This is a genomic window from Streptomyces sp. NPDC091281 (assembly GCF_044757425.1).
In the GTDB taxonomy this organism is placed as follows: Bacteria; Actinomycetota; Actinomycetes; order Streptomycetales; family Streptomycetaceae; genus Streptomyces.
In genome coordinates this window covers 374,500-389,597 of sequence record NZ_JBIVUY010000004.1, presented here as the reverse complement: position 1 = coordinate 389,597, position 15,098 = coordinate 374,500, and the positions used below count along the sequence as shown (strand labels likewise).

The window sequence follows — 15,098 nt, the reverse complement described above, 5'->3', positions numbered from 1 at the left end:
TGCGCCCCCTGCGGCCCGGCGGGTGGTAAGGGGAGCCGGGGCGGGCCGCCGCGGCCGGTTGTCTACCCTTCCTGCCCAAGATCAGACACGATCGCCCGCGATCAGCATTGACTGGAGGGGATCGGATGTAATCGCGCGCGGACCGGGCATGTTCAGATCGGATCGGATCAGACGGGATCGGATCGAACAAGACCGAAAGCGAAAAGAACCGGCCGCTCTCGCCAGCGGCCCGTTATCCGTGCCGTGTTTCGGGGAACGGCCGCTGGGCAGCCGCGCTGCGTGGAAGCGAACGGAAGCGACGGCGCCGCTTCCGGTACGGCGGACGAAGGGCCTGGTGGTGGCGTTCAAGGTGAGCGGTGAGGAGCGCGGCGGCTGGGTCGTGCTCCGTGTGTCGGGCGAACTGGACCTGGTGACGGCGCCGGTGCTGCGCCAGCGGGTGCACGACGAGGTGGCCGAGGGCCGCCACCGTCTCGTCCTGGACCTCTCCGAGGTGCACTTCTGCGACTCCAGCGGCGTGGGCGTGCTCATCGCCGTCCGCCGCCTCATGCGCTCCTGCCGGGGCGGGCTGCGGATCGTCCTGCCCGCGCGCGGGGCCGTGGACGACTCGCACGTCAACCGGGTGCTGGGCGCGCTCGGCGTCCGCCGCCTGTTCGACGTGTACGCCGATGTCACCGCCGCCGTCGACGAGAGCGCCGAGCCGCTGTCCGCGTGACGGACCGCCCGGCCCGCTCCACCGCCCGCAGCCGCCGGGGCGCGTCCGTCCGAGCCGGGGTGCGTCCGTCCACGAGGTACGGCACGTGCGGCCGGTGCGGGAGGTCACGGTCCGGTCTGTCTTCGCCACACCCCGGTACCGATATTCCGCCGGTCCTGGCACAGGCGTCACGTTCCCGCCGCCTCCGCGTCGCCCACGTCGTACGCTCCCAGACGGAGTACCGGCACATCCGCCGGTCACCCATCGACCCGACGACGTGAGGCGGTCCGACTCCATGGTGAGCAGCGAGTACGAGCACAGGATCGCCGCCCGGTTCGCGGGCTTCGACCAGGACGGCAACGGCTACATCGACCGCGCGGACTTCGCCGCCGCCGCCCAGGCGGTGCTGGCCGAGTTCGGCACACCCGCCCGGTCGGACCGGGGCCAGGCGCTCTACGCGGGAGCCGAGGCGTTCTGGCAGGGCATGGCCGGCATCGCCGACCGGGACGGCGACCAGCGCATCACCCGCGACGAGTTCGTGGGCGGCGCCGTCAAGCGGCTGCGCGACAACCCCGAGCGGTTCGCGGAGATCGCCCGCCCCTTCCTGCACGCCGTCCTGGCCGTCGCGGACGCCGACGGCGACGGGCGGGCCACCGTCGAGGACGCGGCACGGGTGCTGCGCGCCCTCGGCGCCGACGAGGAGACCGCCCGGCAGGCCGCCGCCACCCTGGACACGGACGCCGACGGCAAGGTCGGCGAGGCCGAGACCGTGCCCGCCTTCGCCCGCTACTTCACCGTCCCCGAGTAGGCCCCCGGCCACCCCGAGGCACCCGCTCACGTCCCCGAATACCGCTCCCGCAGGCGGTACTTGAGCACCTTCCGCAGGGTCTCGTTGCGCGGCAGGGCGTCCACCACCTCCAGCCGCTCCGGCAGCTTGTGGACCGACAGCCCGGCCGCGCGCAGATGCTCCGTCACCGCCGCCAGCGTCAACGGCCGCACGCCCGGCGGCTGTTCGACGACCGCGCAGACCAACTCGCCGCGCTCCGCGTCCGGCAGTCCGATCACGGCCACGTCGCCCACACCGGGATGGGTGTGCAGCAGGGCCTCGACCTCCTGCGCGGACACGTTCTCGCCCTTGCGGATGATGACGTCCTTCAGCCGCCCGGTGAGGACGAGATGGCCGCTCGCGGTGAGCCGCCCGAGGTCCCCGGTGCGCAGGAAGCCGTCCGCGTCGAAGGCCTCCGCCGTCTGCTCCGGGTCGAGATAGCCCCGGCACACCGCGGGCCCGCGCAGCCGCACCTCGCCGTCCACGATCCGGATCTCCATGCCCTCCGGCGGCCGCCCCTCGGTGGTCGCCAGCTGCTCCGCGGTGTCGTCCGGCGAGCCCATGGTGATCATCGGCACCTCGGTCATCCCGTAGCCGTGGGTGAGCTGCGCGCCCAGCTCGCGCACCACCGCGTGGTACAGCTCGGGCGGCTTGGGCGCGCCGCCTCCGGCGAGCAGCCGCAGCGTCGGGATCAGCGGCACGCCGGGCCGTCTGCGCTGCTCGGCGAGGAACATCGCGTAGAACGCCGTGGAGCCGCCCGCGACCGTCACCCCGTGCCGCCGGTACTCGGCCAGCGCCTCCGGCAGCGCGAAGTGCTCGAACATCACCGCGGGGAAGCCGTACAGCAGCAGCATCACCGTGTAGTCGGGGCCCGCGATGTGCGCGTACGGGAAGGCCATCGAGCCGACGTCGTCCGGGCCGAGGCGCAGCGCGTGGGCGAGGCAGGAGCCGCCCGCGAGCAGCGAACGGTCCGTGTGCAGCACGCCCTTGGGGTCGGAGGTGGTGCCCGAGGTCCAGTAGATCCAGCGCACCGACGTGCCCTCGGCGGGCGGCGCGGGCAGCACCGCCGGATCGCCGTCCGGGAGGCCGTCGTACGCCTCGAAGACGCCGCGCGCCCCGAGCGCGCGGGCCATCGCGGTGTGGTCGAAGCCGCGCCACACGCCGGGGGAGGCGAAGAACTCGGCCCCGGAGGCGCGCAGCGCGAAGCCGACCTCGCGCTCCCGGTAGAAGGGGATCACCGGGGTCTGCACCGCGCCGAGGCGGGCCAGCGCGAAGGAGAGCACGGCCGTCTCCGGGCGGGTGGGGAGCTGCCAGGCGACGACCGTGCCGGGGCGTACGCCCATGCCGTACAGGCCCGCCGCGGTGCGCTCGGCGCGCTCGCGCAGGGCGCCGAAGGTGAGGACGCGGTCGCCCTGGAGGAGGACCGGCCGGTCGGGGGTGAGGTCCGCGCGCCGGTCGAGCAGGTCCCAGAGCGTCGCGCTGCCGTCGAGCGCGCGCGGGATCTGCGCCGCACGAGGGGAGCGGGGTGCGGGGGCGGTGCGGGGTGCGCGGGGGGTGCGGGCGGTGTCGGTCACGGCGGCCCCTCGGAGACGGACGGGACGGGCGGAGCACCGGAACTGACGCTCCGTCAGAGAATGTGCGGAGCGTAGGGCCGTCCGCCTTGTCGGTCCAGGGGTGCGGGGCTAGCCTGCCGGGGAACGTATCTGACGTACCGTCAGATGTCAGGGGGCCGCGTCCGTCGTCCCCCACGTGTCCGGCGGAGGGGACCCATGGCCGAACTGCCCCGCATCATCAGCGTCGACGACCACGTCATCGAACCCGCGCACCTCTTCGACACCTGGCTGCCCCGCAGATTCCGCGAGCGCGGGCCCCGGCCGCTCACCGCCGGGATCGGCGAACTCGCCTACGAGGCGGGCAAGTACCGGATCACGATGGACCCGGACGGCCCGCCCACCGACTGGTGGGTCTACGAGGACCTGCGCTTCCCGTACAAGCGCAACATCGCCGCCGTCGGCTTCGACCGCGACGCGATGACGCTGGAGGGCATCACCCGCGCCGAGATGCGGCCGGGCTGCTGGGACCCGGCCGAGCGGCTGAAGGACATGGACCTCAACCACGTCGAGGGCAGCCTCTGCTTCCCGACCTTCCCGCGCTTCTGCGGGCAGACCTTCGCCGAGGCGCGGGACAAGGAGGTCGCCCTCGCCTGCGTCCGCGCCTACAACGACTGGATGGTGGAGGAGTGGTGCGGCGACAGCGGCGGCCGCCTCATCCCGCTCTGCCTGATCCCGCTGTGGGACACCGGCCTCGCCGTCGCCGAGATCCGCCGCAACGCCGCCCGCGGGGTGCGCGCGGTGACCTTCTCGGAGATCCCCACCCACCTCGGCCTGCCGTCGATCCACTCCGGGTACTGGGACCCGTTCTTCGCCGTCTGCGAGGAGACCGGCACGGTCGTCAACATGCACATCGGGTCCTCCTCCCAGATGCCCGCCGCCTCCCCGGACGCCCCGCCCGCCGTGCAGGCCTCGCTCAGCTTCAACAACGCGATGGCCTCGATGATGGACTTCCTCTTCAGCGGCGTCCTCGTCCGCTTCCCCCGGCTGAAACTCGCCTACTCCGAGGGCCAGATGGGCTGGATCCCGTACGCCCTGGAACGCGCCGACGACGTCTGGCGGGAGCACCGGGCCTGGGGCGGGGTCCGCGACCTCGTGCCCGAGCCGCCGTCGACGTACTACTACCGGCAGATCTTCTGCTGCTTCTTCCGCGACCGGCACGGCGTCGCCTCGCTCGACGTCGTCGGGCGCGACAACGCCACCTTCGAGACCGACTACCCGCACGTCGACTCCACCTTCCCGCACACCAAGGAGGTCGCCCTCGACCACGTCAAGGGCCTCGACGACGAGACCGTCTACAAACTGATGCGCGGCAACGCGATCCGCATGCTCGGCCTCGACCTCGACCTCGACCTCGACCATCGCCCCGCCCACTCCGGACGCTGACCGCCGTGGACCTCGCCGACTCGCCCGAGGAGGCCGCCTTCCGCGCCGGACTGCGGCACTGGCTGGCCCGCACCCTCCCCACGCTGCCCCCGCCGCCGTCCCCCGCCGACTGGCCCGGCCGCCGCGCCCACGACCTGGGCTGGCAGCGGACGCTGTACGAGGCGGGGTACGCGCGCGTGCAGTGGGACGCGCCGCCGGGCGTGCGGCTGATCTTCCTGGAGGAGACCGAGCGGGCCGGGGCGCCCTACGTCGGCGCCAACTTCGTCGGCCTGCTGCACGCCGGGCCCACGATCGCCGCCGAGGGCACCGAGGCGCAGCGGGCCCGCTGGCTGCCGCCGGTGCTGCGCGGCGAGGAGGTCTGGTGCCAGGGCTTCAGCGAGCCCGGCGCCGGGTCCGACCTGGCCGCGCTGCGCACCCGCGCCCACCGCGACGGCGACCACTACGTCGTGAACGGCGCCAAGATCTGGACCTCGCACGCCGAGGTCGCCGACTGGTGCGAACTCCTCGTCCGCACCGACCCCGACGCCCCCCGGCACCGCGGCATCACCTGGCTGGCGCTCGCCATGGACACCCCCGGCGTCACCGTCCGGCCGCTGCGCACCCTCGCCGGGTCCACCGAGTTCGCGGAGGTCTTCCTCGACGACGTCCGGGTGCCGGTCGCGCACCGGGTCGGCGCCGAGAACGACGGCTGGCGGGTCACGATGGTCACGCTCTCCTTCGAACGCGGCACCGCCTTCGCGGGCGAGGTCGTCGCCTGCCGCCGCGTCCTCGGCGACCTCGCCGACGAGGCCCGCCGCACGGGCCGCTGGGACGACCCCGCGCTCCGGCGGCGGCTCGGCGCCCTGCACGCCGAGTTTCGCGCCCTGTGGCGGCTCGCCCAGTGGAACGCGAGCGCCACCGCAGACACGGCGAGGGCGACGGGGGGCGTGCTGGGGGCGGCACGGGGCGTGCCGGGCGCTGCGGGGGGCGTGCCGGGGGCGGCGGGCTCGCTCTTCAAGCTCCGCTACTCCCAGGCCCGCCAGGACCTGTACGACGCGGCCGCCGAGGTGCTGGGCGACGCCGCCCTCGACCTGGACCGGCCCTGGGTCGCCGACCGGCTCGCCTCGCTGGCGTACACGATCGCCGCCGGGACCTCCCAGATCCAGCGGGACATCGTGGGCGAGCGGCTGCTCGGCCTGCCGAAGGGACGCTGACGTGCGGTTCCGACCGACCACGGACCAGGAGGCGCTGCGCGACGGCGTACGGGAGGTGCTGGCCCGGCGCTTCGACGCGACGGCGCTGCGGGCGGCGGTCGGCCGCGCCACGCTGGACCGGGCGCTGTGGCGCGACCTCGGGGCGGCCGGGTTCTTCGCGCTGCTCCTGCCGGAGACGGAGGGCGGGGTGGGGCTCGGGCTGCCCGAGACCGTCCTGGCCTTCGAGGAGGCGGGCCGCGCGCTCCTGCCGGGCCCGCTGGTGCCCACCCTTCTCGCGGCGGGCCGCGTGCCGGGCGCGGCGACCGGCGAGACGGTCGTCACGGCGGTCGACGGCGGCGGGCTGGTGGAGTGGCTGACGGCGGCGGACGTGGTGCTCGGCGCCGACGGGACGGTCCTGGCGGGACCGGGCACGGCTCCCGGTGCGGTGCCCGACGCGCTCCCCGACCCGCTGTCCGGTGCGCTGCCCGGTGCGCTTTCCGGTGCGGTGGCGCTGCGTTCGGTCGATCCGCTGACCCCGCTGCACCGGGTCCCGGCCACGGCGCGGGACACCGCCGGGGACACGGCCGGGGGCACGGCCGGCCCCGTCGCCCCCGATCCCGTGGCCGTCCTGCTCACCGCCGCCGAGCAGCTGGGCACGGCCGGGCGGGCCTGCGACCTCGCGGCGCAACACGCCCGGACGCGGGAGCAGTTCGGGCGGCCGATCGGCGCCTTCCAGGCCGTCCGGCACCTCTGCGCGGACCTGCTGGTGCGGGTGGAGGTGGCACGGGCCGCCGTCTACGCCGCCGCCGTCACCGCCGACCCCCTCGACATCGCCGCCGCCCGCCTCCTCGCCGACGAGGCCGCGGTGCGCGGCGCCCGCGACTGCCTCCAGGTCCACGGCGGCATGGGGTTCACCTGGGAGGCGGAGGTCCACCTGGTGCTCAAACGCGCCTGGACGCGGACCCGCCGTACGGGAGGCGGTACGCAGAGTGAGGAAGAACTGGCGCGGGCGCTGCTCTCCGGGCCCGCCTGACCCGGCGCGGCCTGCGGTGATGCACCGTCAGCGGGCGCGGTGTCACTGATCGTGGCAGCCGGAGGTGACGGAGTGTGAAATATGGTTGTGTCCGAGGCGTGACCCGTCACGGCCCGGAGTCGGCACTCGCTCCGGTACCTTCTGTGAGATGCGAGTGGCGACGAGCGCGAGCCGTGCCGGCGGGGCCCCCGGGGCCGGGCCGGATGCGACGGTGCGCGTGCCTGCTCGCAGGGCGGACGGGTCCGCGGACCCGGTCTGTTCGACTCCCCGCGGCGAGCGTCGCACAGTATGCCGTACGCGTACTCCTTCGCGCTGGAATATGCCCGAAGCGCTTGTTGGGGTGACTGTAGGTCAACCAAGCTGTCTCGTAAGGGAATCACGTTCCGTCACCCTGCCTCTGACCGTTGTTCTGGTCATGCAGAAAATGGCTACGATCGTGGCCCTCGTCGTCATGGTGCTCGCGTGGCTTGCGTGGCTCACGTGGCGCGCGGCCATGTGTCCGCCGGTTCGGATGGTGTGAGCGGTGCAGGTGCTTCAAGTGCAGCTGGAGATCCGGCCCGACCCCGCTGAGGTGGGGCGAGCCCGGAAGTGGGCCCGTTCGCGCCTGGCCGGGTCCGGCATAGGGGCCGACGAGCCGCTCGCCGAGACGCTCGTCCTGCTCGTCTCCGAGCTGGTCACCAACGCCGTGGTGCACACCGGCTGTCCGGCCGTGCTGCGCCTCTCCCTGCCGGGCGGCCCGGCCGGGGAGGCGACGGTCCGGCTGGAGGTGGCCGACCGCAGCGAACGGGCGCCCGTGCCCCGCTGCGTGGGCGACGACGCCACCGGCGGGCGGGGCCTCGCCCTCGTCGACGGCCTCGCGGACCGCTGGGGCTGGACCGTCGAGGGGCACGGCAAACGCATCTGGTGCGAACTCGACCGCTGCGCCCCCTCCTCCGACACCGCCGACCGCACCGGTACGGCGGAGTGCGGCACCGGCGCCTTCCACGGCCCGGAGCCCGCGGCGGCCCGCGCCGACCGCGCCTACGAGGGCTTCGAGGGGTTCGCGTACGAGGCCGTCCAGGCGGTGTGACGGGGGCGTGCGCCCGGCCGTGCTTCCGTGCGCGCCCGGCACATAAGGGATGAATCCCCGATCGGGTGTTGACGTCCCCTGTCCGTTTGATCACGCTTGTGGGCAGCGATCCGCCGCGAGGGGACGACGAGGGCCCGGTGACGGGGTCCTCGGCGAAGGCAGGTCGTGATTCGGCGCCGGTCCCTCAGGGTCGGGGGGAGGGCGGGGCGGGCACGCCGAGTCGGAGGGTGGCGCGCGGTGCCGTGCTCGGGGCGGGTACCGCCGCGCCGCCTTCCGGCGCACGAGCCGTAGGGCGCACGAGCCGTAGGGTGTGCGATGCGCAGAGCGCGTGCTGCGTGGGGCGTGCGCTGTGCAGGGTGTGCGATGCGTAGAGCGTGTGCTGCGTGGCGCTTCCGGTGCGGGGCCGCGGTGCTCAGAGGATCGCGACCGGGGCGACCGGTGCGCCGGTCCCGCCGGTGAACGGCTCCGGTGTCGCCGACAGCAGGAACGCGTACCGCCCTTCTTGTCCACAGGCTGTGGACAACTCTTCGAGATTCCAGTTCTGGCCCTGGAGCATCCCCATCTCCACCAGGTGCAGCGCGTGCACCGGCAGCCACAGCCCCTGGATCTCCGGCGGGAACACCTCGAACGTCAGCGTGTCGTCGGCGACCGCCGCCACGTCCCGCGCGTGGAACCACTCCGGCGTCCGCACCGACAGCCCCGGTGACGGATACGCGTACCCGTGCCGGTCGCCGCCCAGATACAGCCGGATCTGCCCGGTCCGGACGAGGACCACGTCCCCCGCCCGCACCCGCGTCCCCGCCAGCTCCTCCGCCGCCGTCAGGTCCTCCGGCGTCACCGCGTGCCCGCCGGGCAGCCGGTCCGTGCCGTGCACCCGCGCCACGTCCAGCAGCACCCCCCGCGAGACCAGGTGCCGCACCGCGTCGATGCCGCTGGACCCCGCCCCGCCGTGCGCGGTGACGGCGGTCGCCGGACGGCCGTTGTAGAGGCGCCCCCCGTACGAGACGTGCGCCAGCGCGTCCCAGTGCGTGCCCGCCTGGAGGCCCATCGTCACCACGTCGTCGCTGCACGCCGGGCCGCCCGGACCGAACAGCTCCTGGTTGATCTGCGTCATCGCGTGCAGCGGGTTCACCCGGCCCGGGATCACCCCCGTCTGCACCCCGTCCTCGCGCAGCGGCAGCGCCAACGGCACCCGGCGGCCCGAGCGCACCTCGGCCACCGCGCCCCGGACGACCTCGTCGGTGATCAGGTTGAGGGTGCCGATCTCGTCGTCGGCGCCCCAGCGGCCCCAGTTGCGGACGCGCTGCGCGAGGGCCTGGAACTCGGCGGCCGGAGTCATTCGGTGCCTCCCCGGGGCTTGTCGGCGGGTGTACGACCGGACGTAGAATCTGATGGACCGTCAAATCTAATGGACCGTCAGAAAACGTGGGAAGGGGGCCGGTGTGGGGGACTTCCTGACCGGCAGGGCCGTCGTCGTCACCGGCGCGGGGCGCGGCATCGGACGGGCGGTCGCGCTCGCCGCCGCCGCCGAGGGCGCGGCCGTCGTCGTCAACGACTACGGCGTCGCCGTCGACGGCGCCTCGCCCACCAGCGCGGTCGCCGACGCCGTCGTCAAGGAGATCGAGGCCGCCGGCGGGCGGGCCGTCGCCGTCGCCGACGACATCTCCACCATGGCGGGCGGGCAGCACGTCGTCGACACCGCGCTGTCCGCGTTCGGACGGCTCGACGGAGCGGTGTGCGTCGCCGGCATCCTCCGCGAGCGGATGCTGTTCAACATGACCGAGGAGGAGTGGGACGCCGTCCTCGACACCCACCTCAAAGGCACGTTCACCGTGTTCCGGGCCGCCTCCGCCGTCCTGCGCGCCCAGCGCTCCGGCACCCTGATCGGCTTCACCAGCGGCAACCACCAGGGCTCGTCCTCCCAGGCCAACTACAGCGCCGCCAAAGGCGGGATCATCTCGCTGGTGCGCAGCGCCGCGCTCGGACTGCACCAGTACGGCGTCACCGCGAACGCGGTCGCGCCCGTCGCGCGCACCCGGATGTCGGCGGGCGTGCCGTTCGCGCTCGGGGAGATCGGGGAGCCGGAGGACGTGGCCGCGCTCGTCGTCTACCTGCTCAGCGAGCGGGCCCGCGAGGCGGGCGTCACCGGGCAGGTGTACACCGTCGCGGGCGAGAAGATCGCGGTGTGGGCGCAGCCGAGGGAGGTGCGGTCGGTGTACGCGTCCGGGGGGTGGAGCGTGGAGCGGGTCGCGGAGGTGCTGCCGGGGGCGGTGGGGGTGGAGCCGATGCCGTTGCTCTCCGAGGGGCGGGGTGGGGGTGGTGGGGGGTAGGGGGGTGCGGGTGGTGGGCGGGTGCGTGTGCGTTGTGGCTGGTCGCGCAGTTCCCCGCGCCCCTTAGGTGGGTGTGGTGGGGCGGGGTTTTGGGCGTGGCCCTCGGGTCGGGCTGGGTGCGCGGTTCCCCGCGCCCCTTGGGACAGGTGGGAGGGGCTGTGGAGTTCGGGTTTTCCGGTGGGGACGAGGTGTTCCGGGGTGAGGTGCGGGGGTGGTTGCGGGAGCGGTTGCCGTACGGCGGGTCGCGGCGGGGGTGGGAGCGGGAGCTGGGGGCCGGCGGGTGGATCGGGCTGGGGTGGGGGGAGGACGGGTACGGCAACCGGAGCGCGGGGCTGACCCGGCAGGTGGTGTGGGCCGAGGAGTACGTACGGTCGGGGGCGCCCGCGCGGTCCGGGCACATCGGGGAGAAGCTGCTCGCGCCGACCCTCCTCGCGCACGGCAGCCCGGAGCAGAAGGCGCGGTTCCTGCCCGCCGTCGCCGCCGGGGACGAACTGTGGTGCCAGGGCTACAGCGAACCCGGCGCCGGGTCCGACCTCGCCGGGGTGCGCACCCGCGCCGAGCGGACGGCCGACGGCTCCTACCGGATCACCGGGCAGAAGATCTGGACCTCCCTCGCCCACGAGGCCGACTGGTGCTTCGTCCTGGCCCGCAGTGACCCCGGCTCCGCCCGCCACCACGGACTCACCTTCCTGCTGGTGCCCATGGACCAGCCCGGCCGGATCGAGGTCCGGCCCATCCGGCAGATCACCGGCACCAGCGACTTCAACGAGGTCCACCTCGACGGCGCCCGCGCCCGCGCCGAGCACGTCGTCGGGGCGCCCGGCGACGGCTGGCGGGTCGCCATGAGTCTCCTCGGCTTCGAACGCGGCGTCTCCACCCTCGCCCAGCAGATCGGCTTCGCCGAGGAGTTGGCGTCCGTGGTCCGCACAGCCGAGGCGACCGGCGCCGCCGCCGATCCCGTCGTTCGCGACGAACTCGTCGGGCTCTGGGCCGAGTTGCGGGTGATGCGGTGGCACGCGCTGCGCACCCTCGGCGGCACGGCCGGGCCCGGTGCGCCGAGCGCGGCGAAGCTGCTGTGGGCGGGCTGGCACCAGCGGCTCGGGGAGCTGGCCGTACGGGTGCGGGGCGCGGCGGCGGGCACCGGACCGGCCGACTGGTCGCCGTCGTCGCCGTACGAACTCGACGCGGAGCAGCACCTGTTCCTGTTCTCGCGGGCCGACACCGTGTACGGCGGCTCGGACCAGATCCAGCGCACGATCATCGCCGAGCGGGTGCTCGGCCTGCCCAGACAGCCCAAAGGGACCCAGGACTAGGCCGTGTCCGGCCTGGCGACTGGCCGAGGACAGAGGACAGGGGAACTCCCCATGCGTGGTGTGGTGTTCGACGGGAAGCGGGCCGCCTTCGTGGACGATCTGGAGGTCCGGGAGCCGGGGCCGGGGGAGGTGCGGGTCGCGGTCACGGCGGCCGGGCTGTGCCACTCCGACCTGTCGGTGGTCGACGGGACGATCCCGTTCCCCGCGCCGGTCGTGCTCGGGCACGAGGGCGCGGGCGTGGTGGAGGCGGTGGGCCCCGGCGTCGGGCACGTCGCGCCCGGCGACCCGGTCGCCCTGTCCACCCTGGCCAGTTGCGGGACCTGCCCGGACTGCGACCGGGGGCGGCCCACGATGTGCCGGCGCGCCATCGGACGGCCCGGCCGCCCGTTCACCCGCGCCGGGCGGCCGGTGTACCAGTTCGCGGCCAACTCGGCGTTCGCGGAACGGACCGTCGTCCGGGCCGTGCAGGCCGTACCGGTCCCCGCCGACCTGCCGCCGGCCTCGGCCGCGCTCATCGGCTGCGGGGTGCTGACCGGCGTCGGCGCGGTCCTCAACCGGGCGCGCGTCGGGCACGGGGAGAGCGTCGTCGTGATCGGCACCGGCGGGATCGGGCTCAACGTGCTCCAGGGCGCGCGGCTCGCGGGCGCCGCGCGGATCGTCGCCGTCGACGCCAACCCGGCGAAGGAGGAGACGGCCCGGCTCTTCGGCGCGACCGACTTCCTGCCCTCCGCGGACGGGGTGCGCGCCCTGCTGCCGACCGGCGCCGACCACGTCTTCGAGTGCGTCGGCCGGGTGGAGCTGGTGCGGGCGGCGATCGACCTGCTCGACCGGCACGGGCAGGCCGTCCTGCTCGGCATGCCGCCCGCGACCGCCGAGGCGTCCTTCCGCGTCTCGTCGCTCTTCCTCGACAAGTCGGTCCTCGGCTGCCGCTACGGCTCCGCCCGCCCCCAGCGGGACATCGCGCTCTACGCCGACCTGTACCGCGCGGGCCGCCTCCTCCTCGACGAACTCGTCACCCGCACCTACCCGGTGGAGGACTTCGCGAAGGCCGTCGCCGACGCGGAGGCGGGGCGGGTGGCGCGGGCCGTGCTCACGTTCTGACCCCGCCCGTACGGCCGTTGCTCCCGCGCTGATCGGTGAGGGTCCCCGGGTCGGGGCGGAACGTGCGCCGGTACGCCGTCGGGGTCACCCCCAGCGCCGACTGGAGGTGCTGCCGCATGGACTGGGCGGTGCCGAAACCGGCGTCTCGGGCGACCTGGTCGACGGAGAGGCCGCTCGACTCCAGCAGGTGCCGGGCGCGCTCCACACGCTGCCGGCTCAGCCACTGCCCCGGACTCACCCCGACCTCCTCACGGAAACGGCGGGTGAAGGTCCGTACCGACATCGACTCCCGCGCGGCCATGTCCCGCAGCTGGATCGGCTCGTGCAGCCGGTCCAGCGCCCAGGCGCGGGCGGCGGCCGTCCCCGACTGCTGCGGATCGGGCACCGGCCGCTCGATGTACTGCGCCTGCCCGCCGTCGCGGTGCGGCGGCACGACGGTACGGCGGGCCACCTCGTTGGCGACGGCCGTACCGTGGTCGCGGCGCACGATGTGCAGACAGAGGTCGATCCCCGCGGCGACGCCCGCCGAGGTCAGGACGTCGCCGTCGTCGATGAACAGCACGTCCGGGTCGACCCGCACCTCCGGGAAGAGCCGCTGGAGGCGCTCGGCGTCCGCCCAGTGCGTCGTCGCCGGGCGGCCGTCGAGAAACCCGGCGGCGGCCAGCACGTACACGCCCGTGCAGATCGACGCGAGGCGCGTGCCGGGCCGGATGCGGGCGAACGCGGCGGCCAGCTCGGGCGTCAGCTCGCCCCGCTCGAAGACCGGGCCCAGCTCGTAGGAGGCGGGCACGACCACGGTGTCGGCGGTGGCCAGCGCCTCCGGGCCGTGCGCCACGTCGATCGCGAAGTCCGCGTCGGTCTCCACCGGCCCCGGCGGCCGCACCGAACACGTCACCACCTCGTACAGCTTCCGCCCGTCCGCGCCCCTCGGCCGCCCGAAGATCCGGTGCGGAATCCCCAGCTCGAAGGGGAGCAGCCCGTCGAGCGCGAGGACGACGACCCGGTGGGGGCGCGGGTGAGGGCCGGGGTGGGGGTGAGGGTGGGTGCCGGCGTGGGTGCGGGGGTGGGGGTGGGGGTGGGTGTGGGGCGTCGGGTCCGGGCGCATGGCCCGATCCTAGCGAATGCTGTCCTCCGGGCCACTCGATCGCGGTGCGGGGCGGGCGCAGGCTCTACGGTGTGACCCAGATCGACCCCGCCCGCACCGCCCCCGTACCCGCCGCTGCCGCACCTGCCGAGGAGGTGGGCGGCCCCGCCGGGGAGGTGCGCGGTCCCGCCGAGGAGGTGCGTGGCCCCGGTCGCCGTCGTCCCCGGCTGCACCGGGCGTGGTTCGTCGCCGCCGTCACCTTCGTCACGATCATCGGGGCCGCCGCCTTCCGGTCACTGCCGGGCCTGCTCTTCGACCCGCTGCACGAGGAGTTCGGGTGGTCACGGGGGACGGTCGGCGCGGCCGTCTCCGTCAACCTCGCGCTGTACGGCCTCACCGCGCCGTTCGCGGCGGCGCTGATGGACCGGTTCGGCATCCGGCGGGTGGTGGCGGTCGCGCTGACCGTGATCGCGGTCGGGTCCGGACTCACGGTGTGGATGACGGCGGCCTGGCAACTGCTGCTGCTGTGGGGCCTGTTGGTGGGGCTCGGGTCGGGTTCGATGGCGCTCGCGTTCGCCGCGACGGTCACCAACCGCTGGTTCACCGAGCGGCGAGGGCTGGTGACCGGCATCCTTACCGCCGCCTCCGCGTCAGGTCAGTTGATCTTCCTGCCGCTGCTGTCCTGGGTGATCACCCGCCACGACTGGCGCCCCGCGGCGGTGACGGTCTCGCTGACCGCCCTCGCCGTCGTCCCGTTCGTGTGGCTGCTGCTGCGCGACCACCCCGCCGACGTGGGCCAGAAGCCGTACGGGGCAACGGAGTTCGTGCCCAAGCCGCCGCCGGTGCCGGGTGCCGCCCGCCGTACGCTGCGGGTGCTGTTCTCGGCGATGCGGACCGGCCCGTTCTGGCTGCTGGCCGGCACCTTCGCGATCTGCGGCGCCTCCACCAACGGCCTGGTGCAGACCCACTTCGTGCCCGCCGCCCACGACCACGGCATGCCGGTCACGGCGGCGGCGTCGCTGCTCGCGGTCATCGGCGTCTTCGACGTGGTCGGCACGATCGCCTCCGGCTGGTTCACCGACCGCTTCGAACCACGACGCCTCCTCGCCGTCTACTACGCCCTGCGCGGCGTCTCCCTGCTCTTCCTGCCCCTCCTGCTGGCGCCCACCGTGCACCCGCCGATGCTCTTCTTCATCGTCTTCTACGGCCTCGACTGGGTGGCCACCGTCCCGCCCACCCTCGCCCTGTGCCGCGAGCAGTACGGCGAGGACAGCGCGATCGTCTTCGGCTGGGTCCTCGCCTCCCACCAACTGGGCGCCGCCCTCGTCGCCTTCCTCGGCGGCGTCGCCCGCGACATCTTCGGCTCCTACGACGTCGTCTGGTACGCCTCGGGCGCCCTGTGCGCGGCAGCGGCCCTGATGGCCCTGGTGATCCGGCGGAGGCCGGTCGCGGGGGTGGGGGCGGTGGCGGTGGCGTAGGGGGG

General features: G+C 74.4%; 13 protein-coding genes. 10 read left to right on the top strand and 3 right to left on the bottom strand.

Annotated features, from left to right (window positions below; all coding sequences use genetic code 11):
* The first annotated feature begins 331 nt into the window (after window positions 1–331).
* Entirely contained in the window at window positions 332–712 is a 381-nt protein-coding gene (locus ACIQPQ_RS13285) for an STAS domain-containing protein (protein WP_383769482.1), read from the top strand.
* A gap of 274 nt (window positions 713–986) precedes the next feature.
* Window positions 987–1,499, top strand: a complete 513-nt coding sequence (locus ACIQPQ_RS13280; RefSeq protein WP_401303169.1) for an EF-hand domain-containing protein — start codon at window positions 987–989, stop codon at window positions 1,497–1,499.
* Between the two features lie 26 nt (window positions 1,500–1,525).
* On the opposite strand, the gene ACIQPQ_RS13275 is transcribed toward ACIQPQ_RS13280, so the two are convergent.
* On the bottom strand, window positions 1,526–3,019 hold the full coding sequence (locus ACIQPQ_RS13275; protein ID WP_401303587.1) for a class I adenylate-forming enzyme family protein: 1,494 nt from the start codon (window positions 3,017–3,019) through the stop codon (window positions 1,526–1,528).
* Window positions 3,020–3,286: 267 nt separating this feature from the next.
* Between ACIQPQ_RS13275 and ACIQPQ_RS13270 the strand changes: the two genes are divergently transcribed.
* From ACIQPQ_RS13270 to ACIQPQ_RS13255, 4 genes are all read left to right on the top strand, one after another.
* Window positions 3,287–4,513: an amidohydrolase family protein gene (locus ACIQPQ_RS13270; RefSeq protein WP_401303167.1), complete on the top strand. Its 1,227-nt coding sequence runs from the start codon at window positions 3,287–3,289 to the stop codon at window positions 4,511–4,513.
* Window positions 4,514–4,518: 5 nt separating this feature from the next.
* The gene (locus ACIQPQ_RS13265; protein WP_401303165.1) at window positions 4,519–5,706 is read left to right on the top strand and encodes an acyl-CoA dehydrogenase family protein; all 1,188 of its coding nucleotides are present in this window, start codon (window positions 4,519–4,521) and stop codon (window positions 5,704–5,706) included.
* A 1-nt stretch (window position 5,707) separates the two neighbouring features.
* Window positions 5,708–6,718, top strand: coding sequence for an acyl-CoA dehydrogenase family protein (locus ACIQPQ_RS13260; RefSeq protein WP_401303163.1), 1,011 nt, complete (start codon window positions 5,708–5,710; stop codon window positions 6,716–6,718).
* Between the two features lie 538 nt (window positions 6,719–7,256).
* Window positions 7,257–7,787, top strand: a complete 531-nt coding sequence (locus ACIQPQ_RS13255; protein WP_401303585.1) for an ATP-binding protein — start codon at window positions 7,257–7,259, stop codon at window positions 7,785–7,787.
* 412 nt (window positions 7,788–8,199) lie between these two features.
* Here the strand turns inward: ACIQPQ_RS13255 and ACIQPQ_RS13250 are convergent, their stop codons facing one another.
* Complete coding sequence (locus ACIQPQ_RS13250) at window positions 8,200–9,126, bottom strand: cyclase family protein (RefSeq protein ID WP_401303162.1); 927 nt, start codon at window positions 9,124–9,126, stop codon at window positions 8,200–8,202.
* Window positions 9,127–9,229: 103 nt separating this feature from the next.
* On the opposite strand from ACIQPQ_RS13250, the gene ACIQPQ_RS13245 reads away from it, so the two are divergent.
* The 3 genes from ACIQPQ_RS13245 to ACIQPQ_RS13235 all read left to right on the top strand — a co-directional run bounded on the left by ACIQPQ_RS13245 (window position 9,230) and on the right by ACIQPQ_RS13235 (window position 12,531).
* Window positions 9,230–10,117 (top strand): SDR family oxidoreductase, encoded by an 888-nt coding sequence (locus ACIQPQ_RS13245; RefSeq protein WP_401303160.1) that lies wholly within the window; start codon window positions 9,230–9,232, stop codon window positions 10,115–10,117.
* Between the two features lie 158 nt (window positions 10,118–10,275).
* A complete protein-coding gene (locus tag ACIQPQ_RS13240) occupies window positions 10,276–11,430 on the top strand; it encodes an acyl-CoA dehydrogenase family protein (protein ID WP_401303158.1) in 1,155 nt (384 codons plus the stop codon).
* A gap of 51 nt (window positions 11,431–11,481) precedes the next feature.
* Window positions 11,482–12,531: a Zn-dependent alcohol dehydrogenase gene (locus ACIQPQ_RS13235; protein ID WP_401303156.1), complete on the top strand. Its 1,050-nt coding sequence runs from the start codon at window positions 11,482–11,484 to the stop codon at window positions 12,529–12,531.
* On the opposite strand, the gene ACIQPQ_RS13230 is transcribed toward ACIQPQ_RS13235, so the two are convergent.
* Window positions 12,521–13,636 carry a GlxA family transcriptional regulator gene (locus ACIQPQ_RS13230; protein WP_401303154.1) on the bottom strand — a complete coding sequence of 372 codons (1,116 nt, stop codon included), beginning with the start codon at window positions 13,634–13,636 and terminating at the stop codon, window positions 12,521–12,523. The two genes, ACIQPQ_RS13235 and ACIQPQ_RS13230, sit on opposite strands and share 11 nt — an antisense overlap.
* Window positions 13,637–13,791: 155 nt before the next feature.
* Between ACIQPQ_RS13230 and ACIQPQ_RS13225 the strand changes: the two genes are divergently transcribed.
* Complete coding sequence (locus tag ACIQPQ_RS13225; RefSeq protein ID WP_401303583.1) at window positions 13,792–15,093, top strand: MFS transporter; 1,302 nt, start codon at window positions 13,792–13,794, stop codon at window positions 15,091–15,093.
* The last annotated feature ends 5 nt before the right edge of the window (window positions 15,094–15,098 follow it).

What these genes read in the sequence shown, in the direction of transcription:
- ACIQPQ_RS13230 (WP_401303154.1), bottom strand. Translation starts at nt 13,636, where the DNA reads ATGCGCCCGGACCCGACGCCCCACACCCACCCCCACCCCCACCCCCGC.
- ACIQPQ_RS13250 (WP_401303162.1), bottom strand. Translation starts at nt 9,126, where the DNA reads ATGACTCCGGCCGCCGAGTTCCAGGCCCTCGCGCAGCGCGTCCGCAAC.
- ACIQPQ_RS13280 (WP_401303169.1), top strand. Translation starts at nt 987, where the DNA reads ATGGTGAGCAGCGAGTACGAGCACAGGATCGCCGCCCGGTTCGCGGGC.
- ACIQPQ_RS13270 (WP_401303167.1), top strand. Translation starts at nt 3,287, where the DNA reads ATGGCCGAACTGCCCCGCATCATCAGCGTCGACGACCACGTCATCGAA.
- ACIQPQ_RS13235 (WP_401303156.1), top strand. Translation starts at nt 11,482, where the DNA reads ATGCGTGGTGTGGTGTTCGACGGGAAGCGGGCCGCCTTCGTGGACGAT.